This is a genomic window from Streptomyces sp. NPDC001816 (genome assembly GCF_042892235.1).
GTDB lineage: Bacteria > Actinomycetota > Actinomycetes > Streptomycetales > Streptomycetaceae > Streptomyces.
This window is the reverse complement of record NZ_JBIATY010000022.1, coordinates 1-21,158: the sequence shown is the minus strand read 5'-3', so window position 1 is coordinate 21,158 and position 21,158 is coordinate 1. Positions and strand designations below refer to the sequence as shown.

16 protein-coding genes and 2 pseudogenes are annotated in these 21,158 nt (G+C 72.8%); 14 read left to right on the top strand and 4 right to left on the bottom strand.

Features of this window, described 5'->3' with window-relative positions:
• Positions 1 to 132: 132 nt before the first annotated feature.
• The 8 genes from ACFYZZ_RS44140 to ACFYZZ_RS44105 all read left to right on the top strand — a co-directional run bounded on the left by ACFYZZ_RS44140 (position 133) and on the right by ACFYZZ_RS44105 (position 9,384).
• Positions 133 to 1,200: an ABC transporter substrate-binding protein gene (locus ACFYZZ_RS44140; RefSeq protein ID WP_389189423.1), complete on the top strand. Its 1,068-nt coding sequence runs from the start codon at positions 133 to 135 to the stop codon at positions 1,198 to 1,200.
• Positions 1,201 to 1,202: 2 nt separating this feature from the next.
• Positions 1,203 to 2,273 carry a FecCD family ABC transporter permease gene (locus tag ACFYZZ_RS44135; protein ID WP_389189420.1) on the top strand — a complete coding sequence of 357 codons (1,071 nt, stop codon included), beginning with the start codon at positions 1,203 to 1,205 and terminating at the stop codon, positions 2,271 to 2,273.
• Positions 2,270 to 3,154, top strand: coding sequence for an ABC transporter ATP-binding protein (locus tag ACFYZZ_RS44130; RefSeq protein WP_389189417.1), 885 nt, complete (start codon positions 2,270 to 2,272; stop codon positions 3,152 to 3,154). The genes ACFYZZ_RS44135 and ACFYZZ_RS44130 overlap by 4 nt, the downstream gene beginning before the upstream one ends.
• Positions 3,117 to 4,505, top strand: a complete 1,389-nt coding sequence (locus ACFYZZ_RS44125; RefSeq protein ID WP_389189414.1) for an MFS transporter — start codon at positions 3,117 to 3,119, stop codon at positions 4,503 to 4,505. Before ACFYZZ_RS44130 ends, ACFYZZ_RS44125 begins: the two co-directional genes overlap by 38 nt.
• A gap of 432 nt (positions 4,506 to 4,937) precedes the next feature.
• Positions 4,938 to 6,764: an asparagine synthase (glutamine-hydrolyzing) gene (asnB, locus tag ACFYZZ_RS44120; RefSeq protein WP_389189411.1), complete on the top strand. Its 1,827-nt coding sequence runs from the start codon at positions 4,938 to 4,940 to the stop codon at positions 6,762 to 6,764.
• A gap of 9 nt (positions 6,765 to 6,773) precedes the next feature.
• Entirely contained in the window at positions 6,774 to 8,003 is a 1,230-nt protein-coding gene (locus tag ACFYZZ_RS44115; RefSeq protein ID WP_389189408.1) for a cytochrome P450, read from the top strand.
• A 27-nt stretch (positions 8,004 to 8,030) separates the two neighbouring features.
• Entirely contained in the window at positions 8,031 to 8,960 is a 930-nt protein-coding gene (locus ACFYZZ_RS44110) for an L-tyrosine/L-tryptophan isonitrile synthase family protein (RefSeq protein WP_389189405.1), read from the top strand.
• Positions 8,961 to 8,985: 25 nt separating this feature from the next.
• Positions 8,986 to 9,384, top strand: coding sequence for an ACT domain-containing protein (locus tag ACFYZZ_RS44105; protein ID WP_386578684.1), 399 nt, complete (start codon positions 8,986 to 8,988; stop codon positions 9,382 to 9,384).
• 15 nt (positions 9,385 to 9,399) lie between these two features.
• On the opposite strand, the gene ACFYZZ_RS44100 is transcribed toward ACFYZZ_RS44105, so the two are convergent.
• Positions 9,400 to 10,632 carry a cytochrome P450 gene (locus ACFYZZ_RS44100; RefSeq protein WP_389189402.1) on the bottom strand — a complete coding sequence of 411 codons (1,233 nt, stop codon included), beginning with the start codon at positions 10,630 to 10,632 and terminating at the stop codon, positions 9,400 to 9,402.
• A gap of 168 nt (positions 10,633 to 10,800) precedes the next feature.
• Between ACFYZZ_RS44100 and ACFYZZ_RS44095 the strand changes: the two genes are divergently transcribed.
• Positions 10,801 to 12,162 (top strand): tannase/feruloyl esterase family alpha/beta hydrolase, encoded by a 1,362-nt coding sequence (locus tag ACFYZZ_RS44095; protein WP_389189399.1) that lies wholly within the window; start codon positions 10,801 to 10,803, stop codon positions 12,160 to 12,162.
• 6 nt (positions 12,163 to 12,168) lie between these two features.
• On the opposite strand, the gene ACFYZZ_RS44090 is transcribed toward ACFYZZ_RS44095, so the two are convergent.
• Positions 12,169 to 13,749: a glycerol-3-phosphate dehydrogenase/oxidase gene (locus ACFYZZ_RS44090; RefSeq protein WP_389189396.1), complete on the bottom strand. Its 1,581-nt coding sequence runs from the start codon at positions 13,747 to 13,749 to the stop codon at positions 12,169 to 12,171.
• Positions 13,746 to 14,354, bottom strand: a complete 609-nt coding sequence (locus ACFYZZ_RS44085) for a TetR/AcrR family transcriptional regulator (protein ID WP_386578679.1) — start codon at positions 14,352 to 14,354, stop codon at positions 13,746 to 13,748. The genes ACFYZZ_RS44090 and ACFYZZ_RS44085 overlap by 4 nt, the downstream gene beginning before the upstream one ends.
• An 83-nt stretch (positions 14,355 to 14,437) precedes the next feature.
• Between ACFYZZ_RS44085 and ACFYZZ_RS44080 the strand changes: the two genes are divergently transcribed.
• Entirely contained in the window at positions 14,438 to 16,027 is a 1,590-nt protein-coding gene (locus tag ACFYZZ_RS44080) for an FAD-binding oxidoreductase (protein ID WP_389189393.1), read from the top strand.
• A 49-nt stretch (positions 16,028 to 16,076) separates the two neighbouring features.
• Complete coding sequence (locus ACFYZZ_RS44075; RefSeq protein ID WP_386578677.1) at positions 16,077 to 16,982, top strand: YegS/Rv2252/BmrU family lipid kinase; 906 nt, start codon at positions 16,077 to 16,079, stop codon at positions 16,980 to 16,982.
• Between the two features lie 4 nt (positions 16,983 to 16,986).
• On the opposite strand, the gene ACFYZZ_RS44070 is transcribed toward ACFYZZ_RS44075, so the two are convergent.
• Positions 16,987 to 18,876 carry an ATP-binding cassette domain-containing protein gene (locus ACFYZZ_RS44070; protein ID WP_389189389.1) on the bottom strand — a complete coding sequence of 630 codons (1,890 nt, stop codon included), beginning with the start codon at positions 18,874 to 18,876 and terminating at the stop codon, positions 16,987 to 16,989.
• 484 nt (positions 18,877 to 19,360) lie between these two features.
• Here ACFYZZ_RS44070 and ACFYZZ_RS44065 point away from each other — a divergent pair.
• The 3 genes and pseudogenes from ACFYZZ_RS44065 to ACFYZZ_RS44055 all read left to right on the top strand — a co-directional run.
• A pseudogene (locus tag ACFYZZ_RS44065) lies at positions 19,361 to 20,125 on the top strand (N-acetylmuramoyl-L-alanine amidase); the annotation flags it as partial.
• Positions 20,126 to 20,253: 128 nt separating this feature from the next.
• Positions 20,254 to 20,616: an ArsR/SmtB family transcription factor gene (locus tag ACFYZZ_RS44060; RefSeq protein WP_389189633.1), complete on the top strand. Its 363-nt coding sequence runs from the start codon at positions 20,254 to 20,256 to the stop codon at positions 20,614 to 20,616.
• A gap of 213 nt (positions 20,617 to 20,829) precedes the next feature.
• Positions 20,830 to 21,158, top strand: a pseudogene (locus ACFYZZ_RS44055) (LytR family transcriptional regulator); the annotation flags it as partial.

Sequence of the window (21,158 nt, the reverse complement as noted above, 5' to 3'; positions counted from 1 at the left end):
GGGTGTCGGCGCCTGCCGGCACCCTCGTCTTCGTCGGTCTCCATCGGGCGGGAACTCCAGGCACGTTCGCCCCGACTACTGGACCGGGCGACGGATGTTCGCCCGAGTACCAAGTGGACCTGGAGACATTCGATGCGTGTGCGTGTGTGGGGCGGTACCGCGGCCCTCGTGCTCGGCGGCCTGCTGACGGCGGGCTGCGGCGGCGGGAAGGGAACGGCGGACGAGAGCGCGGACAAGGCCGTCTCCGGCGGCTATCCGGTGTCGGTCACCGACTGCACGGGCGCCAGGACGACGTTCTCCGCCGCACCGAAGCGGATCGTCACCAGCAACGCCTCCGCCCTGGAGCTGCTGCTCCGCCTCGGCGCGGGGAACCGTGTGATCGGCACCGGCTTCCCGCCCGGCAAGGGCACCCTGCCCCGCGACCTCGACGCGAAGGCGCGGAAGGTCGAGGTGCTCGGCGAGAGTGTCATCCCCAAGGAGAAGCTCCTCGGCTCCGGCGCCGATCTGTACCTGGACACCTTCGCCTCCATGGGGAGCATGGGCGGCGGGGGCATGGGAGACGCGCCGACCGAGGAGGAGTTCCAGGCGGCCGGGATCAAGCACATCCACCTGAAGTCCACGGCCTGCGCGGCCGGGAGCGAGGGCCCGGTCACCGACCTGTCGGCGGTCGAGGCCGACATCACCTCCCTCGGTGCGGTCACCGGCACGAGTGCCAAGGCCGAGGAACTCGTCGCCGGGATGCGGCAGAAGGTGGACGCCGTCCGCAAGGCGGTCCGGGGTACGGCCAAGAGCGCGCGGCCGACGTACTTCTTCTTCGACTACGACGCCGGCACCAAGCAGCCCACCGTCACCTGCAACCGCCAGATCGCCAACGCGGTGATCACCCTGGCCGGCGCCCGGAACGTCTTCGCCGACTGCGACGGCGACTTCAAGCAGGTCGGCTGGGAGGACGTGATCGCCCGGAACCCGGACTGGATCCAGCTCGGGGTGCGCGACCGGGGCAGCGACGCGGCCGACGCGAAGGCGTTCGACGAGGCGGAGAGGTGGCTGAAGTCCAACGCGGCCACCAAGGGGCTGAAGGCGGTGAAGGAGGGTCACTTCGTGCGCGTCGGCTCGGAGCGGACCACCATCGCCGGGGTCGAGAACGCCGACACCGTCGAGGCGATCGCCCGTACCCTCCACCCCGGGAAGGTCCGCTGACGGTGCTGTCCACACCGACCGCGTCCCGCCGTACGAGGACGGAGACGCGGACTCTTCCCGTGGTGCCGCTCGCACTGGTCCTGGGCGGGGCGCTGCTGGCCGCGCTGACCACGGCCGTCGCCTGGGGCTCCACCTCCATCGCGCCGGGCGAGGTGTGGAGCGTGGTGTGGCGCCGGCTGTCCGGTGAGGTGCCGCGGCCGGGCACCGACGACCTCATCGTGTGGCAACTGCGCGTGCCGCGCGCCCTGTTGGCGGCGCTCGTCGGCGCCGGCCTCGGTCTCGTCGGTACCGCGGTGCAGGCCCTGGTGCGCAACCCGCTGGCAGACCCGTACCTGCTCGGCATCTCCAACGGCGCCTCGCTCGGCGCGGTCGCCGCGCTCGTGCTCGGACTCGGTGCGGGCGGAGCGCTGGGCCTCGGTCTGTCCGGCGCGGCCTTCGCCGGAGCGCTGGCCACCTTCGCCCTCGTCTGGGCGGTGGCCCGGCGCGGCGGCGGCTTCGCACCGCTCAGGCTGGTGCTGGCCGGGGTGGCGGTCGGTCAGTTCCTGTCCGGCTTCACCAGCTACCTGGTGCTGCAGGCCGGGGACGAGCAGCAGACGCACAGCGTCCTGTTCTGGCTCATGGGCAGCCTCAGCGGCGCGAGTTGGCAGCTGCTCGCCGTGCCCGCGGTGACCGTGCCGATCGCCCTGCTGTGGCTGCAGGCCCGCGCCCGGGGGCTGAACGCCCTGCTGATGGGCGACGAGACGGCCGCCGGACTCGGCATCGACGTCGGGCGTCTGCGCCGCGAGCTGTTCACGGTGACCAGCGTGCTGACCGGCGTCCTGGTCGCGGTCTCCGGTGCGATCGCCTTCGTCGCGCTGATGGTGCCGCACGTGTGCCGCCTGCTTGTCGGCGGCGACCACCGGCGCCTGCTGCCCGTCTCCGCGCTGTGCGGTGCCCTGTTGCTGGTCGTGGTCGACGTCGTCTGCCGTACGGCCATGGACACGCAGGAGCTGCCGGTCGGCGTGGTGACCTCACTGCTCGGCGCTCCGGCCCTCTTGTACCTGCTGGACCGGCGCCTGGGGAGCGGCAGTTGAGGATCGACATCGAGGACCTGCACGTCGCCTACGCCGGGCGCACGGTCGTGGCCGGTGCCCGGCTCATCGCCGGCCAGGGCGAGATCACCGGCCTGGTCGGCCCGAACGGCAGCGGCAAGTCGACGCTTCTGCGCACCGTCTACCGGCACCTGAGACCCGTCGCCGGGCGCGTGCTGCTGGCCGGCACCGACCTGCGCGACCTGACCCCCGTCGAGTCGGCCCGGCACATCGCGGCCCTCCCGCAGGAGCGCGGCACTGACTTCGAGCTGAGCGTGCGCGAGGTCGTCGCCATGGGCCGTACGCCCTACAAGCGTGTCTTCGCCGGGGAGGACGCCGCCGACCGGGACATCGTCCTGCGGGCGCTGGCCGACGTCGGCATGGCGGAGCACGCCGGACGCAGGTTCACGGCCCTGTCCGGCGGCGAGCGTCAACGGGTTCTGCTGGCCCGCGCGTTCGCCCAGGACCCGGACGTGCTGGTCCTGGACGAGCCGACCAACCATCTGGACATCCGGCACCAGGTCGAACTGCTCGCCCTGCTGCGCTCCCGGCGCCGTACGACCCTGGTGTCGCTGCACGACCTCAACGCGGCCGCCTCCGTGTGCGACCGGCTGCACGTGCTGCACGCCGGAGCCGTGGTCGCCTCGGGGCCGCCGCGCGACGTCCTGACACCGGCTCTGATGGCCGAGGTGTTCGGCGTACGGGCGGCCGTCGTCGACCACCCCCTCACCGGCGACCCGCTGATCGCCTTCGACCACCGGGCCGGGAACTCGCAGGCCGTTCGCCCCGACTTGTGGGACGAGGCCGCAGACCGGCGGTCCACGTACGAAGGGGAGGGGCGGAGGGGTGACACACCAGGGACCCGGCTCGGAACAACCCGGTGACATACCCGGCGGTGCGGACCGCTGGCGGCTGGTCGGGCTGGCGGGCCTGCTGTCGTTCGTCGCGATGCTCGACATGAACATCGTCAACGTGGCCCTCCCGGACATCGCCGACGGCCTGCGGGTGTCCTCGGCGACCGCCCAGTGGGCCGTACTGGGATACCAACTCCCCGTGGTGGCCCTGCTGTTGCCTGCCGGGCGATGGCTGGACGGGGTGAGCCTGCGCCCGGCCGTGCTGACCGCCACCGCGGGCTTCGGCCTGTGCAGCGCGCTCGCGGCCCTCGCGCCCTGGGCGGTCTGGCTGATCGCCGCCCGCCTCGCCCAGGGCGCCTTCGCCGCCGCGCTGTTCGTCCTGATGCCGGTCCTCGCGATCCGCTCCGTACGACCCGAGGCCCGCGGCCGGGCGATGAGCGTGCCCGCGACCCTGGGCCCGCTGGGCGCGGTCACCGGACCGGCCGTGGGCGGTCTGCTGCTGGACCACTTCGGCTGGCACTCCGTGTTCCTGGTGAAGCTCCCGTTCTGCGCGCTCGCACTGGTGGTGGCGTGGCGCGCGCTGCCGCGCGACGGGCGGCTGCGCCCGCCCGGCCGACGCGAGTCGGCGGACGCGCTCCTGGTCGCGGGCGGTGTGGCCGTGCTCCTGCTCGCGCTGACCCTGGCTGCGGACACCCCGGCGTGGCTGCTGCTCGCGCTCGCCGCCGTACCGCCGGTGTGGTGGTGGCTGCGCGGCCCCGGTGGCCGTCCGGTGGCCGGCGTGCTGCGGGCCTCGGCGCTGCTGCGGCCGCACGGCGCCGTGCTGGCCCTCGCGACCGGCTTCGCCGCCCTGCACTATGTCGTCGCCCTGCACCTGCAGCGCGACGAAGGCGTCAGCGCCACGGCCACCGGCCTCACGGTCCTCGCCTTCCCGCTCGCCATGGGCCTGGCCGGACCGCTCGGCGGGCGCCTGGCAGACCGGTACGGTGCACGGCCGGTGGCCGTGACCGGAGCCGTTCTCACCGCGTCCGGACTGCTGTTGTGCATACCACTGGGCGACGGCTGGTCGCCGGTGGACGTGGCCTGGCGGCTGGCCCTGGCCGGCCTCGGCATGGGCCTGAACGGCGGACCGGCCCAGACCTTGGTCATGGGCGCCGCCCCGCCGGACCGGACGGCCACCGTCGGATCCACGGTGCAGCTCGCCCGATGCCTCGGCTTCGCCCTCGGCCCCGCGCTGGCCACCACCGCCTGGTCCCTGGCCGGCACCCGGTCCGGGCTGTACCTGGCAGCCGTCGCCGCCTGCCTCGCCGTACCGCTGCTCGCCGCGCCCGGCCGGCGACCCGCCACCGTCCCCGAGAAGTCCGCCGACCCCGTTTCCCCCTGACCAGGAGCCGACCCGTGCTCGCTCGGCCGCGGTCGGCGGCCTGCCGCCCTCTCCGAGAAGTCCGCCGACTCCGTTTTCCTCCTGACCAGGAGCCGCCCATGCGCGCCCTGCCCGGCCGGCGCCCCGGCGCCGTCCGTGTGAAGTCCACTGACCCCGTCTCTCCCTGACCGAGGAGCCGTTCCTCTGCTCGCCCTGCCTGGCCGGCGGCCGGCCACCGTTCCCGAGAAGGCCACCGACCCGGTCTCCCCTGACCAGGAGCCGACCCGTGCTCGCTCGCCCTGGCTGGCGTCCAGCCGCCGTCCCCTAGAAGTCCACCGACCCCGTTTCCCCTGACCAGGAGCCGCCCATGCGCGCCCTGCCCGGCCGGCGCCCCGCCGCCTTCCCCGACAAGACCACCGCCCCCATCTCCCCCTGACCCAGGAGCCGTTGCCCATGTGCGGAATCACCGGCTGGGTGTCGTTCCACAGCGACGCCCGCACGCAGACCCCGGTCATCGAGGCCATGACTGCCACGCTCGCCCCGCGCGGCCCCGACGCCGGAGGTGTCTGGCTCGGTGAGCGGGCCGCGATCGGCCACCGGCGACTGGCCGTGATCGACCTCGAAGGCGGCGTGCAGCCGATGACCGACCGGCCCGACGAGCCGGCGATCGTGCTCAGTTACAGCGGCGAGGTCTACAACCACCATCACCTGCGGGCTGAGTTGCGCCGCCGAGGGCATGTCTTCCGCACCCGCAGCGACACCGAGGTGGTGCTGCGCGCCTACGCCGAATGGGGCGAGGCGGTGGCCGAGCACTTGGAGGGCATGTTCGCGTTCGCCGTGTGGGACGAGCGCGAGCAGCGGCTGCTGCTGGTGCGGGACCGGCTCGGTGTCAAGCCACTCCATTGGGCCGCCGTCGACGGTGGCCTGGCCTTCGCCTCCGAGCCGAAGGCGCTCTTCGCCCACCCGGAGATACGGCCCCGGGTCGACGCGGACGGGCTGCGGGAGGCGTACAGCCTGCTGTTCAACACCGGGCCGACGGTGTGGTCCGGGGTACGGGAGGTCGAGCCCGGCGGGCTGCTCGTCCTGGACAGGGACGGGATCCGGGAGCGCCGCTACTGGCAGCTGGAGGCCGCGCCCCACACCGACGACCGGGACACGACCGTCGAGCGGGTCCGCGAGCTGGTCGGCGCCGCCGCGCACAGCCAGTTGGAGGCCGACGTCCCGCTGTGCAGCCTGCTCTCCGGAGGGCTCGACTCCACCGTTCTGACCGCCCTGCTCGCCGGTGAACTCCGGTCGCGACAGGGGCCGCAGGCCCGCATCCGCTCCTACGCGGTCGACTACAGCGACCAGGCCGTCGAGTTCACCGGCGACGTCCTGCGCACCGGCCACGACACCCCGTACGCCGTCGAAGCGGGTGCCTTCATCGGCACCGACCACAGCACCGTCGTCCTCGACCCGCGCTCCCTCCTCGACCCCGCGCACCGGACGGCGGTCGTCGTCGCCCGGGACTCGCCGATCGGCGTCGGCGACATGGACACCTCGCTGTATCTGCTGTTCGGCGAGATACGACAGCACTCCACCGTCGCTGTGTCCGGCGAGGCCGCCGACGAGGTCTTCGGCGGCTACCCCTGGTTCCACAGTCCCAAGGCGCTGGCCGCCGGCACCTTTCCCTGGCTGCTGGTGACGGGCGACGAGGCCGCGATGCCACTCAACCCCGAACTCGACTTGCGCATCGCCGAGTTCCGCGACGACACCTACCGCACCGCGCTGGCCGCCGTACCCCACCTGGACGGCGAGACCCCCGCCGAGCACCGGCAGCGCGAGCTGCAGCACCTGTCCCTGACCCGCTGGCTGCGCCAACTCCTGCACCGCAAGGACCGGTTGAGCATGGCCCAGGGCCTGGAGGTGCGGGTGCCGTACTGCGACCACCGGCTCGTCGAGTACGCCTTCACCACACCGTGGGCCCTGAAGAGCCACGACGGCAGGGAGAAGAGCCTGCTGCGCGCCGCGGGAGCAGGACTCGCCCCGGACTCGGTGCTCCACCGCCCCAAGAACCACTACCCGGCCACCCACCACCCCGACTACAACCGCGGCCTGCAGCAGCTCGCCCGCGACGCCCTCGCCGCCGAGCAGGTCCGCGCCCTCACCGACGAGACCCGCCTCAAGCCCTGCCTGGACACACCGTCCGACCGGCTGGAGTGGGGCCATCGACTGCGCCTCGAACGCGTCGTCGACCTCGCCCTCTGGCTGGACCACTACCGCCCCGAACTCGCCCTCTGAGGAACCCCCATGACGACACTGCCCGATCCGGTCCCGCTGATGGGCTGCCCCTACAAGACCAACCCCTACCCCCTCTACGAGCGGATGCGCGAGGCCGGCCCGGTCCACCGCGTCCTCTTCCCCAGCGGCGTACAGGCCTGGCTGGTGACCGGCTACGACGCCGCCCACTCCGCCCTCGGCGACGACCGGCTCGGCAAGAACCACGACCGCGGCAACGACCGCTGGCGCGCTCGCGCCTCGATCATGCCCGAGCCGCAGCACTCCCGGCTCCAGGTCCATCTCCTCCACCAGGACCCGCCCGAGCACACCCGCATGCGGCGCATCGTCACCGACGCCTTCACTCCGCGCCGCATCGAGAGCCTGCGGCCCCGGTTCCAGCAACTGGCCGACGCGCTCGTCGCCGCGCTGCCCGAGACCGGTCCCGCGGACCTCGTCAGCGACTTCGCCGCACCCTTCCCCTTCCAGGTACTCGCCGAAGTCATCGGCCTCCCGAAGGAGTTGGCGGACCGCTTCGACCGCGACTGGGGCAAGGTCGTCCAGCCGGTCGGGCCCAACGACCCCGGGCGGCCCGCGTACGAGGCCCGGCTGCACGGCCTGCAGAGCTACATCGCCGACGTCGTGGCCCACAAGCGCGACCACCAGGACGACGACCTGCTCAGCCGGCTCGTCGTGGCCCGGGACCGGGGCGAACTGTCCCAGGAGGAGCTGGACTCCATGATCTTCCAGCTCCTGGTGGCCGGCCAGGAACCAGTCACCAACCAGATCACCACTGCCCTGATCGCCCTCTTCCGCCACCCGGACCAGCTCGCCCGCCTGCGCGACACCCCGGACCTGCTGCCCCGCGCGGTCGAGGAACTCCTGCGCCACGACAGCGCCTTCGAGCTGACCACCTGGCGCTTCTTCGACCGGGACAGCGACCTGCACGGCACCACGATCCCGGCCGGCGACTCCGTGATCGTCTCCCTGTGCGCCGCCAACCGCGACCCGCGCCGCTTCCCCGCCCCCGACACCCTCGACCTCGACCGCAGCCCCAACCCCCACCTCGCCTTCGGCCACGGCATCCACTTCTGCCCCGGCGCCGCCCTCGCCCGCGCCGAACTTCAGATCGCCCTCGGCACCCTGCTCGCCCGGCTGCCCGGCCTGCACCTCGCCGTCGCCGACGAGGACCTCGCCTGGATCCCGGCCGTCCTCGGCCGCGGCACCCACCACCTGCCCGTCGGCTACGACCGACGCCGCTGACCGAGCCCTCCCCTCCCAAGGAGCGACATGCTGCTGACGACCGCCTCGCCCACGCGCATCAGCACCGACATCCTGAACCTGCTGCTGCCCCACCACCGCACCACCGACCGCGCCCCCGCCCCCGCCCCCGCCGAGGCGTTCGCGCACCAGCGGCGCCGGATCGCCGGCTTCGTACGCGACGGCGCACCCGTCGAGTTCACCCTGCCCGGCTTCCCCTGCAAGTCACCCAACCCGGCCAAGGTCCTCGGCCACCTGCCCGACCAGGCGGAGCGGCTGTCCCTGCGCTTCCTGAACACCCTGTGCACCGAGATCGAGCGGATCCACCCGCCCGGCGCCCGGGTGATCATCTGCTCCGACGGCCATGTCTTCGGCGATCTCGTCCGGGTGCCCGACCGGCACATCGACGCCTACGCCGACGAACTGCACACCCTCATCCACGACTTGGCCCTCGACAGACTGTCGGTCTTCGACCTGCGGGACGTCTACGGCCCTCTTCCGCACGACGTGAAGCGCGCCCGTGTGCAGGAGCGGTACGCCCCGACGGCCGAGGCCCTGCGCGCCCTGGTCCGGTCCGACGACGCCACCCGCGCCCTCTACCGCGGCATCACCCGCTTCCTCGTCGAGGACACCGCAGACTTCCCCGGCACCCGCTCCGCCCTCCAACGGGAGTGCCGTCAGCGGGCCTACGGCGTCATCCGGCGCAGCCGCGCCTGGGGCGCCCTCGTCGCCGAGCACCACCCCCATGCCGTCCGGCTGTCCATCCATCCCCAGCCCGTCGGCGATGCCAAGTTCGGCATCCGCCTCCTCGATGCCCCGGACGCCTGGACCACCCCATGGCACTCGGCCGCCCTCCGCCGCACCGACGGCACCTGGACGCTCATGCCCCGCGAGCGGGCCGCCCGGCTGGGCCGTCTGGTCGACCACGACGACAGACCGAGCCATTTCGAGCAGCGCTGATCGAACGTTCCGTACCGTGGGGATCATGACCGGCGAGAGAGATCTGCAGAAGCTGCTGAGCGGGATGCGTCCGGAGCTGAATCCGGGCCGCTACGTGTTCACCACCGTCGAGGGCGGTGTGCCCTCCGGCATCACCCCTGTGGTCACGGTCGCCGAGCAGGAGGGCCTGACCCTGGTGGCGCGGCTCGACGAGGCGGACGCGGCGGGACTGGGGTACGACTACGTGGCCGCCTGGATCACCTTGCGCGTCCACTCGGCCCTTGAGGCGGTGGGGCTGACGGCCGCTGTGGCGCGGGAACTCGCCGACGCCGGCCTGAGCTGCAACGTGGTCGCCGGGTTCCACCACGACCACCTCTTCGTGCCGTACGAGCACGCTCACCAGGCGGTGGCCGTCCTGGAGAGTCTGGCCCGTCGCTTCGCCTGATCAGAAGGACGTGCGTCACCAGGTGACCGGCAGAGTCCTCGGCCCGCGGATGAGCCCCTCGCGCTGGAACTCGACCTCGTCGGCGGGTACGGCGAGCCGGACACCGGGGAAGCGGTCGAGCACGGCCTTGATCATGACCTCGGCCTCCATACGGGCCATCAGGGCCGCCAGGCAGAAGTGGGGTCCGTGCCCGAAGGCCAGGTGGCCGGCACCGTCCCGGTCGAAGTCCAGTACGTCCGGTTCGGGGAAGACCGAGGGATCGCGGTTCGCGGCGACATAGGCGTTGTACACGGCCTCGCCCTTGCGGATGAGGTGGCCGCCGATCTCCACGTCCTCGGTGGCGATGCGGGGAATCCCGACGCCGTTGCGGTGCGGGACGAAGCGGTACAGCTCCTCCACGGCCCTGGGCAGCAGTTCGGGAGTGCTGCGCAGCCGGTCGAGCTGCTCCGGATGGGTCAGCAGCGCGTACATCATCGAGCCGCTGTTGTTGCGCACCGCGTGACCGCCGCTGACGTAGATGGCCATGGCCAGCGAGATCGCCTCCTCGTCGGTGATCTCACCGGCCTGGGCGGCGTGGGCCAGCACTCCTGCCAGGTCGTCGCGGGGTTCGGCGCGGCGGCGTTCGAGCAGGTCGATCACGCGGCCGCGCGTGGTCCGGCGCGCCGCCTGATGGCGTTCGCTGCCGTCCGGCGCCTTGGCCAGGAGCGCTTCGGAGTTGCCGGCCCACTCGTGCCAGTCGTCCTCGTCCGCGCCGAGGAAGAAGCAGACGACGGCGATCGGGAAGGGCGTGTGCAGATGCTCCATCAGATCGCCCGGAGGGCCGGCCCGTTCCATCCCGTCGAGCATCCGGTGGGCGGTGCGCTCCGCCGGCGGGCGCAGCCTGGCCATGCCCTTGCCGGTGAACGCCCTGGCCACGACCCTGCGCAGCCGGGTGTGCCGGGGCGGGTCGATGTACTGCAGGCCCGCCGTCTGCGAGGCCACGGCCTGCGGCGCCATGCTGGTCACCGACCTGCCGACGACCTCCTCACGGGAGAAGCGCGGATCGGACGTGACGAACCGGACGTCCTCGTACCGCGTGACGAGCCAGGCGTGTCCGGAGCCGTACGGCAGGCTGATCCGGGTGATCGGCTCGTCGCGGAGCACCTCGTCCAGGAAGGGATCCGGGTCCAGGGCCGGCAGGTCGTCGACGGCCCAGGGCCGCACCTGGGGAGGAGGCGACGCGGAAGCGGGGTCTGGTTCGAGGGTCATGCCGCATCACTCCCCTTCTCTGTCCCTCCCCGTAGCGTGCCGCAGGCACCGATGGCCCGCACGCCGGAGACGCTCGTCGCAGCATGTTGGTCGGCTCTACTGCGGACGCCACCGGAGTGTGGGCTGCCTCCATGGCCGACCCGGCGCAGCAAGCCAACGATGTGCGTCATGCGCCCCAGTCGACGAACCACTCTCCTGTCCGCCGCCCTGCTGGCGGCATCGGCGGTCACGCCCTCGGCCGCCGCCCGAGCCGACGCCGGTTCCACCCGCCGGCGCCGGATCACGGTCCCCGGTGCCGAACGGCAGCTGGTCTCCCATCACGACGATCTGACGACCAGTGCCCTCACCGGCACGCCCTACACCGACCCGGCGGACTGGGCCGGACTCGCCGCCCAGGGCACCCACAACCCCTCCGGCGTGCCCGGATGGCAGATCGACGGCTACTTCCCCGGCTCCTCGCACCTGAACACCACGCACGGCTGGAACCACGACGCCCAGTTCGTCATCCGGCTGCCCGAGCACTGGAACGGCAAGCTGGTCGTCACCGGCGCCCCCGGCGTGCGCCGGCAGTACTCGATGGACACCCTCGTCTCCGACTGGGTGCTGGCCCAGGGCTACGCCTTCGCCGCCACCGACAAGGGCAACTGCGGCCCGGACTTCTACACCGACGGCGTTCGTCCCGGCGACGCCGTCGCCGAGTGGAACCGGCGCACGACCCAGCTGACCCGGGCCGCCAAGGCCGTGGTCGCCCAGCACTACGGATACGCCCCGCGCCGCACGTACATGACCGGGATCTCCAACAGCGGCTATCTCACCCGCTGGCAGCTGGAGAACCATCCCGAGCTGTACGACGGCGGCGTCGACTGGGAGGGCCCGCTGTGGCGGCCCGAAGGCCCGAACCTGCTCACCTTCCTGCCCACCGCCGTCGCCCGCCAACTGGGCCGGGCCGACGACGAGGACATGTACGCGGCCGGCTTCGCACGCGGGTCGGAGTTCCTGTGGCCCTACCACGAGAAGGTGTACTGGGGTCTGACCCAGAAGATCTACCGCACCGAGTTCGACCCCGGCTACGACCCCGCCTGCCCCGGCGCCTCGGCCGGTACGACCCCCGAGGAGATCCTCGCCCCCTGCCCCTCCGACGCCGCGTACGACTACGCCGCACGGCCCCGCCCCGTCCATGACGCCGTCGCCCGGATCTCGCTCACCGGCCGCATCGGCCGGCCGATGATCACGCTGCACGGAACCCTGGACGCGTTGCTGCCCATCACCGTCCAGTCCGACGTCTACGCGCGGATGATCGCCGAGCAGGGCCGGTCCGGGCTGCACCGGTACTACCGGATCGAGGGCGGCACCCACGTCGACAGCCTCTACGACACCTTCCCGGACCGGCTGCGGCCGATCCTGCCCTGCTACCGCGCCGCCTTCACCGCGCTGACGGCGTGGGTGGAACGGGGCGAGGTGCCGCCGCCGAGCGGCACCGTTCCCCGGCCGCGCTCCGGCGATCCGGTCAACACCGGCTCACTCACCTGACCTTGGTCAGGCCAGAGTGCCGGCCTGGGCCAGGACCTCCCCGGCGATCGCGAGCGCCTCGGCGCGGTCCTCGGGGACGACGCCGATCCGGGTGCGCCGGTCCAGGAGGTCCGCCGCGTCGAGGGCGCCCTCGTGCCGAGCGGCCCACACGAGTTCGGCCCGGGTGACCGGATACCCCGGCAGCACCGGTTCGGCCAGGGCCGGATCCCGTTCCATGAGGGCGTGGACCGCCGGGGCCTCGGTGCCGTAGCGGCGGACCAGGCGGCGGGGCGCGGGTACGGCACGCAGCCGGTCCGGTGCGGTGGCGCCGACCAGCGGCAGGCGGGCGGTGGGGGAGGGGCGCACGGGCAGGCCACGGGCCTCGACCGCGGCGTCCACGGCGTCCTGCGCCATCCGGCGGTAGGTGGTGAGCTTCCCGCCCACGATGGTCGTCACCCCGTCGGGAGAGGTCAGCACCGCGTGCCGGCGGGAGATGTCGGAGGTACGGGCCGGTGCGTCACCCGGGCCGTCGTGCCCGCTGGTGTCCAGCAGGGGGCGCAGCCCGGCGAAGGCGCCGACGACCTCGTCCCGGCGTACCGGCGTGTCCAGTACGGACCCGAGCACGTCCAGCAGGAAGCCGATGTCGGTCTCGGGGACCTCCGGCACGTCGGGGATCGGGCCGTCGACCGGCTCGTCGGTGAGTCCGACGTAGACCCGGCCGTCCCCCTGGGGCAGCACCAGGACGAAGCGGTTGGTCTCGCCGGGGATCGGGAGGTGCAGGCCGGCCGGCAGGGTGCCGAGCCGCTCCGAGCGCAGCACCAGGTGGGTGCCGCGGGAGGGACGGATCCGGATCCCCTCGACCAGGTCACCCGCCCACACACCGGTGGCGTTGATCACGGCGCGGGCGCGGATCTCGCCCTCCTCGCCGGTGAGTTCGTCGCGTATGCGGGCGCCGGTCCCGGTCGGCTCCAGCACCCTGACCCGGGTCAGCACCCGGGCGCCCCGCGTGGCGGCGGTGCGCGCCAGCGCGGTCACCAGCCGGGCGTCGTCGGTGACCTTCCCGTCCCAGGACAGCAGCCCGCCGCGCAGGTCGGCCGCGCGCACCGAGGGCGCCAGGTGCCGGGCCTCCGTCGCCGACAGCCGGCGCGGGGCGGGCAGCACCTGCCGCGGGGTCCGGGCGGCCAGCCGCAGCATGTCGCCGGCCCGGAACCCGGCCCAGGCCAGCGAGGCCTGCGCCCGCGACACGAGCGGGGTCAGCGGCAGCACGAACGGCTGGGCGGCGACCAGGTGCGGGGCGGTGCGGGTCATCAGGACCCCGCGTTCGACCGCGCTCTCGTGGGCGACGTCGAACTGTGCGGAGGCCAGATAGCGCAGCCCGCCGTGGATGAGCTTGGAGCTCCAGCGGGAGGTGCCGAAGGCCAGGTCGTGCGCGTCGACGGCGACGACGTCGAGACCGCGGGCGGCCGCGTCCAGGGCGGCTCCGGCCCCCGTGGCGCCGAGCCCGACGACCAGGACGTCGGCGACCCTGCCGTCGGTGGCCTCGGCCAGTTCCCGGGTCCGCCGACCCGCGCTGAGGGACGAGCCTCGTACGGCCTCGTTGTGACTCATGGCGTCAGGGTCCTCTCCAGAAGGGTGCGCAGCTCGCCCAGCAGGGCGGCGGAGTCGAGGTCGGGATCGTCCTCGTCGGTCATCGTGCGCAGGGACAGGGCGAAGGACTGCACGATCAGCAGCAGGCCCCGGGCCTGCCGCTCGACGTGAGCGGTGCGTACCGATCCGTCCGCGTGGCCCTCGCGCAGCGCGCCGGCCAGCAGTTCCAGCAGCGCCTCCTGGCTCGCCCCGCGCCGGTCGAGCACATAGGGGAGCAGCAGTTCGGGATCGACGTCGACGATCTTGCCGAAGAGCGGGTGGGCGCGGAACGCCTCCACCCCGGCCACCAGACCCGCCACCATCCGGCCGCGCGTGTCGGTGCCGGGAGCGGGCTCGGGTATCGCGCGGGTGGCCACGTCGATCCACTCTCGGGTCATCAGATCGCCCACCAGCGTGCGCAGGTCGGGCCAGCGCCGGTACAGCGTCATCCGCGAGACGCCGGCGCGGCGGGCCACGTCGGCGAGGGTGGTGCGGCGGACTCCGACGGCCAGCACACAGTCGCGCACCGCGTCGAGCACGTGATCGTTGCCAGAACTGTCTGCACCGTTGTGACGAATAGGCGTCATGTGTCACAGTGTAACGCCCCGGGGGCCGGGCGGAGACGCCGCCGCGCGAACCGAGCACACCGATCTGTGAGGACGACCCTTCGATGGACATGCTGTGGAACGGCTGGGGCGACCCGGCCAAGGCGGCACCGCTGCCCGACTCGGTGACCGGACTGCTGCGCGACCTGCTCGGCGTCAAACCGCGCAGCACGCCGGCGCTCGCCCTGGAGGACATCGACCTGCCCGCGCCCACGGCCGACCCGGCTGCGCTGAAGGCACTCGCCCAGGCCGTCGGCGGCGCGGACCACGTCCGCACGGACGCCGAGAGCCGCATCCGGCACACCCGCGGCAAGTCCACCCCCGACCTGCTGCGGCTGCGCGCCGGCGACGTCTCCGACGTCCCGCAGGCCGTGGTCCTGCCCGCGACCCACGACGAAGTCCTCGCAGTACTGCGAGCCTGCGCCGCGCACGGCCTGGCCGTCGTCCCCTTCGGCGGCGGCACCTCCGTCGTCGGCGGACTCGCCCCCGAGCGGCGCGCCTTCGTCGCCCTGGACCTGCGCCGCATGGACCAACTGCAGCACCTGGACCGGGTCTCCCGCACCGCCGTGCTCCAGCCCGGTCTGCGCGCCCCCGAGGCCGAGGCCCTGCTCAACGAAGAGGGCTTCACCCTCGGCCACTTCCCGCAGTCCTTCGAGTGGGCCACCATCGGCGGCTTCGCCGCCGCCCGCTCCAGCGGACAGGCCTCCGCCGGATACGGCCGCTTCGACGAGATGGTGCTCGGCCTCACCCTCGCCACCCCCGAGGGAACCGTGGAGACCGGCCGCGCCCCCCGCTCCGCCGCGGGACCCGACCTGCGCCAGCTCATCCTCGGCTCCGAGGGTGCCTTCGGCGTCATCACCTCCGTTCTCGTACGGATCCGCCCGCTGCCCGAGGTGCGCGTCTACGAGGGCTGGCGGTTCGCCTCCTTCGAGGAGGGAGCGGCGGCCCTGCGCCGGCTCGCCCAGGACGGACCCCGGCCGACCGTGCTGCGCCTGTCCGACGAGACCGAGACGCTCATCGGCCTCGCCCAGCCGGACGCCATCGGTGCCGGCCTGGAGAGCAACGCCGGATGCATGGCCATCACCGGCTACGAGGGCACGGCCGAGGACACGGCCCAGCGCCGTGAGCAGGCGGCGGCCATCCTGCGGGACGCCGGCGGCATCCTGGTCGGATCCGAACCGGGCGAACGCTGGGCCCACGGCCGCTACTCCGCGCCCTACCTGCGCGACTCCCTGCTCGACGCGGGAGCCTTCGCCGAGACGCTGGAGACCGCGGCCTTCTGGTCCCGGATCCCCGACCTGTACGCGGCGGTCCGCACCGCCCTCACCGACACGCTCACCGAGGCCGGCACCCCGCCCCTGGTGATGTGCCACATCTCCCACGTGTACGAGAACGGCGCCTCCCTGTACTTCACGGTCGTCAGCGCCCAGGGCGAGGAGCCCGTCGCGCACTGGACGCGCGCCAAGCACGCCGCCAACGACGCCCTGCTCGCCGCCGGGGGCACCATCAGCCACCACCACGGGGTGGGCACCGACCACCGAGACTGGTATGTCAGGGAGACCGGACCCCTGGCCGTCGAGGCCCTGCGCGCCGTCAAGCGCCGCCTGGACCCCGAGGGACTCCTCAACCCGGGCGTCCTGCTGCCCACCGACTGATCCGCCCCCGCCCAGCCCGTCACTCTCGTCATCGCCCGGAGGCCCACCGATGCGACAGTTCACCGCCGTCGTCAACCCGACCGCGGGCGACTCGACCGGAGCGGCATCGCTGCTCCAACTGGCCCGACTGCTCCGCGAGGCCGGGGCCGAGCTGGAGACGGAGTACAGCCACAGCCTCGCCCACGCCCAGGACATCGCCCGGCAGGCCGGGGAGCGCGGCCGGGTGGTCCTGGCGGTCGGCGGCGACGGCATGGCCGGCGGCATCGGCGGAGCGCTCAGCGGCACGGGTACGGTCCTGGGCCTCGTACCCGCCGGGCGGGGCAACGACTTCGCCCGGGCGCTGAACCTGCCGTCCGACCCGGCCGCCCTCGCCGACATCCTCCTGCACGCCGAGCCCAGCCATGTCGACACCATCGAGGTGGAGTCGGCCGTGCACCAGCGCACCGTGGTCCTCGGCAGCGTCTACGCCGGGGTCGACGCGCTGGCCAACCGCCACGCCAACGAGGCCCGGCTGCTGCGCGGCTCCGCCTCGTACTACGCGGGCGGCCTGCGCGCGGTGACCACCTGGCGGCCGGCGGACTACCGCGTCACCGTCGACGGCGAGGAACACGCCCATCGCGGCTACACCGTCGTGGCCGCCAACTCCCCCTACTACGGCTCCGGCCGGCTCATCGCCCCCGACGCCCGGGTCGACGACGGACTGCTGGACATCGTCATGATCCGCGAGGCGCCGCGCCGGCTGTTCTTCGCCCTCATGAACGAGCTGAAGACCGGCGGCCACGTCCACCGCCCCGAGGTGCGGGTCCTGCGCGGAAAGGAGATCCGCATCGAGGCCACCCGCCCGGTCCCCTACGGAGCTGACGGCGAGGTGGAGGCCACGCTGCCGGTGACGGTGCGGGTACGGCCCGCGGACCTGCCGGTGCTCTGGCGCCCGGCCGCCGCGGACCGCCCCTGACCTCTCAGCGGTCGTGGGACAGCGCCAGCAGCTCGGCGAAGGTGCCGCCCGCGTGGACCAGGTCGTCGTACGAGCCCTGCTCGGTGATGCGGCCGTCGTCCAGTACCACGATGTGGTCGGCGACCTTCGTGTTCTCCAGCCGGTGGGTGACCACCACCGTGATCCGGTCGGCGGCGATGGTCCTGATCCGCCCGAAGATGGCGTGCTCACCCCGGGGATCCATCTGTGAGGTGGGCTCGTCGAGGATCAGCAGCTCCGGCCGGCGGTACAGGGCACGGCTGCAGGCGAGCCGCTGCCACTGGCCGCCGGAGAGTTCCGCCCCGCCGAAGATCTCCCGGGCGAGGAGGGTGTCCAGTCCGGCCGGGAGGCTCTCCACGGCCGCGCGCATGCCGACCGCGTCGACGGCCTCCCACACGGGTCCGTCGTCGTCGCTGCGGGGCTGGCCGAGCGTGATGTTCTCGCGGACCCGCAGCGGCCACTGGGCGAAGATCTGCGGCACCAGCCCGGTCCTCGCCCACACGGCCGCGGGGTCGGCGTGGGCGAGGTCCGTGCCGTTCCAGGTGACCTTGCCCTTGTCCGGCAGGTAGATCCCGGTGAGCAGCCGGGTCAGGGTGGACTTCCCCGAGCCGTTGACACCGACGATCGCGAGGATCGACCCCCTGCGCAGCGTGAGGGAGACGCCGTCCACGGCCGGTCTGTCCTTGCCGGGGTACTGGTACACCACCTCGTCGAGCCGGATCTCCTCGACCGGCCCGGTGACGGCGCGGTCCCCCCGGCGCGGGGCGCGGGCCGCCGCGTCGTCCAGGAAGGCCTGCATGTCGCCGAGGTAGAGGCTGGTGTGGAAGACGGCGGCGCCGTTCACGACGACCTGCGACAGCGCGGCCAGGGTGGTCTGGACGGCGACGACCGCGGTGGCGGCGATCGCGAGTGCGATACGGCCGCTCACCGCGAGCCAGGCCAGCGCCGCCCAGGTGGTGACCAGGAAGACCCCGCCGGCGAGAGAGGTGAGCAGCGCGATCCGCAGCGTGCGCGGGGCCGCGGCGATGGTGCGCCGGTCGCACCGGTCGGACAGCGACCGGTACCAGAACACCAGGTAGTCCGTCATCGAGTTGGCGCGGACCTCGTCCCCGTACTTCGCGGTCGTCGCCCACCAGCGCATCATTCCGCGTGCGTTGCGGTTGGCCACGTTGGCGTAGTGGATCTCGTAGTCCACCCGGGCCGTCAGGAGGGCGCCGATCCCCGCGGGCAGCACGGCGAGGAGGAGCAGCGGCAGCATCATCAGGTTCAGCACGGACAGGACACCGCTGGCGGTGATCATGCGGATGAGCGCGGACATGAACCGCTGGGCGTCGGCCACCATCACAATGGTGCGCATCACCCCCATCTCCGCCGCCTCCTGCCGGTCGGTGAAGCCGTCGACCGCGTAGGCCGCCGCCTCCACCCGGCACACCGCCTCCACCAGGGCACTGTCGGTCTCGGTCGTCAGCAGCGGCGTGATCCGGCGCTCGGCGTACGTCGCCACCGCGCCCGCACCCCGGGCGAGCGCGGCAGCGGCGGCCACGACCACCAGCGCCGGCACGGCCGCGCCCAGCCGTTCGCCGACCGGGCCCGGCCCGAGGACGTACCCCATCGCCCGGGCCGTCGCGGCGAGTTGGACCGCCGCGGACACCCCCGTCACCACCTGGCAGCCGAGCAGCAACTGCACCGCACGCCGGTCGGTGCGCCACGACAGCCGTCCGATCCGGGCCAGTACCGCGGGAATCTGCCTGCACATCCGCCGGAAGGACACCTCGGCCAACGGGTTGACCGAGTACTGCCCGCTGTATCTGATCTCCGCCGGCGGTGGCGGAGGAGGTGGCGTGTCCTGTTGATCGCGTGTGTCGGCCGAGGTCAACGTGATCCCCCTGACGGTCGCTCCGGCTGGTCACGTGACTCAACGACCCGGCACCGATATCGAACACACGTATTTCAGCCGTGCTCAGAACCCCGGCACAGAGCCCACCATGGAGCGTGCCCGGTGCACCGATCCTTGCCGCACAACAGGAGGCAGCGGGACCGGGGTTGGCCGAAACGCCGACCAGATTCAGTGCTCTGTGCCGAAGACTGCTGCCGCGTCGGTCACCGGGGCGGTGTCGAGGTGACTCGGCGCGTGGTCGGCAGGTGAAGCGGCGTACTCGCCCTGGAGAGCGGCTCCTTGCGTGAACGTCGCTCCGCTCCCCTCGTGCCCCGGCCCCTGCTCCGGCCCTGATCCCGCTCCCCACACGACGAGGCCGTGTCCCTCTGTCGGCATGCTTCCGTGTTGGCCGGTCGGGACCGCGCCCGCATCCTGAGTGGTGCTGGTGGCCTGGGCGTGGTCGAGGTGGTCAGCCGTGAAGGACTGGACGACCACCACGCCGGGCTCGCTCAACTCCAAGTTCGAGCTGCTGGTCGACGGCAAGCCCGCCGCCAGTGTGGCCGGTACCGCCACCTCGGCCGGCGCCACGCTGGCCGCGGGCACGCACACCGTCGCCGTCCGGGCCGTCCACCAGTCCGGAAAGTCCACGACGAGCGCCGCGCTGAAGGTCGTGGCCGAGACGACCGCACCGACCTTCACCACCGCCCCGAAGCTCTCCCTGCGCACCGGCACGGTCAGCACCGGCGCGGTCCCCGTCACCCTCGGCTGGAAGGCCGCCGACGAGACCGCACTGCGCCAGGTGATCCTGCTGTCCCCGACGACGGCCACCTTCGGCCCGACCACCACCAGTTCCAACGGCACGGCCGCGTCCGGCACCGCCGCCACCTGGTTGATCCTTCAGGAGACCTCCGCCACCAAGTCCGGCAGCCGGACGACCCGTTCGTCCACCAGCTGCCTCGGGGGCAAGTCGTACTCCAGCGGCTCGAAGAGCGCTGCCCTCACCTTGACCTTCACCGGCCGCGACGCCGCCTGGGTGGTCTCCCGCGCCTCCACCTCCGGGCAGGCGGACGTCTACGTGGACGGCACCAAGACCGCCACGATCGACCTGAAGGCCACCACCACGCAGTACCGCCAGGCCATCTGGACCAAGACCTGGTCCAGCAGCGCCACGCACACGGTCAAGATCGTCGTGGTCGGCACCAGCGGCCGTCCGACCGTCACCACGGACGGCCTGGTGTACATCAAGTAACCGCACACACAGTCCTCATCGAACAACCGCACACGCAGTCCTCGTCCGCCCGGGGGGAACTTTGGGCGGACCCCTACACTGGGTGCCCGCATGTGCGTGAACGGTGAAGCGGGCGGGGGCAGGAGAGGATTGTGGCGGAGAACGGCGGCTTCGAGGATCCGTCGGCCGAGGTGCTGGCGGCGGCGGCCGCGACGTTCGGGCTGCTCGCCTCGTCGGCCCGGCTGCACCTGATGTGGGCGCTGGCGCAGGGCGAGAGCGATGTGACGCACCTCGCCGACCGGGTGGGCGGTGCGCTGCCCGCGGTCAGCCAGCACCTGGCCAAGCTGAAGCTCGCCGGGCTCGTCAGCTCCCGCCGTGAGGGCCGCCGGCAGGTCTACTTCATCGACGACCCCGACATCGTGACCGTCGTGCGGGTGCTGGTCGGGCAGCTCACCGCTCGCTCGCAGCACGCGTCCGCCTCCGTACGGCAGCTGCACGAGGTCGAGGTCTGAGCCCACCGGGGCCCACTCCTCGGTTCCATGAGATCCCTCACCTGTGAATTCCCACAGGATCCGTGCTGTTCGGGCCACGGGTTTGTTAGATTGCGCAATCACGCAATTCAGGCGGAGCCACCGCTTTCCGCCTGCCCGAACACCGCCGCGCTTGCCCGGCCGCACACCTGACGGCCCGGCCCGCCGAGCCCGACCGTTCATGGGAGTGGGTAGATGAGCGACCCCTGGGACGGCCGGGGTGGCCAGGCCACGCGCGCCCGCAGCGCCCGGGTGCCCGGACAGCGCACGGGCGAGCCCGACGGACCGCGCCCGGGCGGGCGGGCCGCGGCCCGCTCACGTGCCGGCAGTCGTTCGCGGCGCCGAGCCGGTGCGGGGCGCGGGAAGCGAGTGCTGAAGATCGCCGCGGTGTGCCTGTCGCTCCTGGTACTCGGCACGGCCGGTGTCGGCTGGTGGTTCTACCAGCACTTGAACGGCAACATCCAGAGTGTGTCGCTGGACGGCAAGGGCGGTACGGAGAAGGCCGATGCGTTCGGCCGTACGCC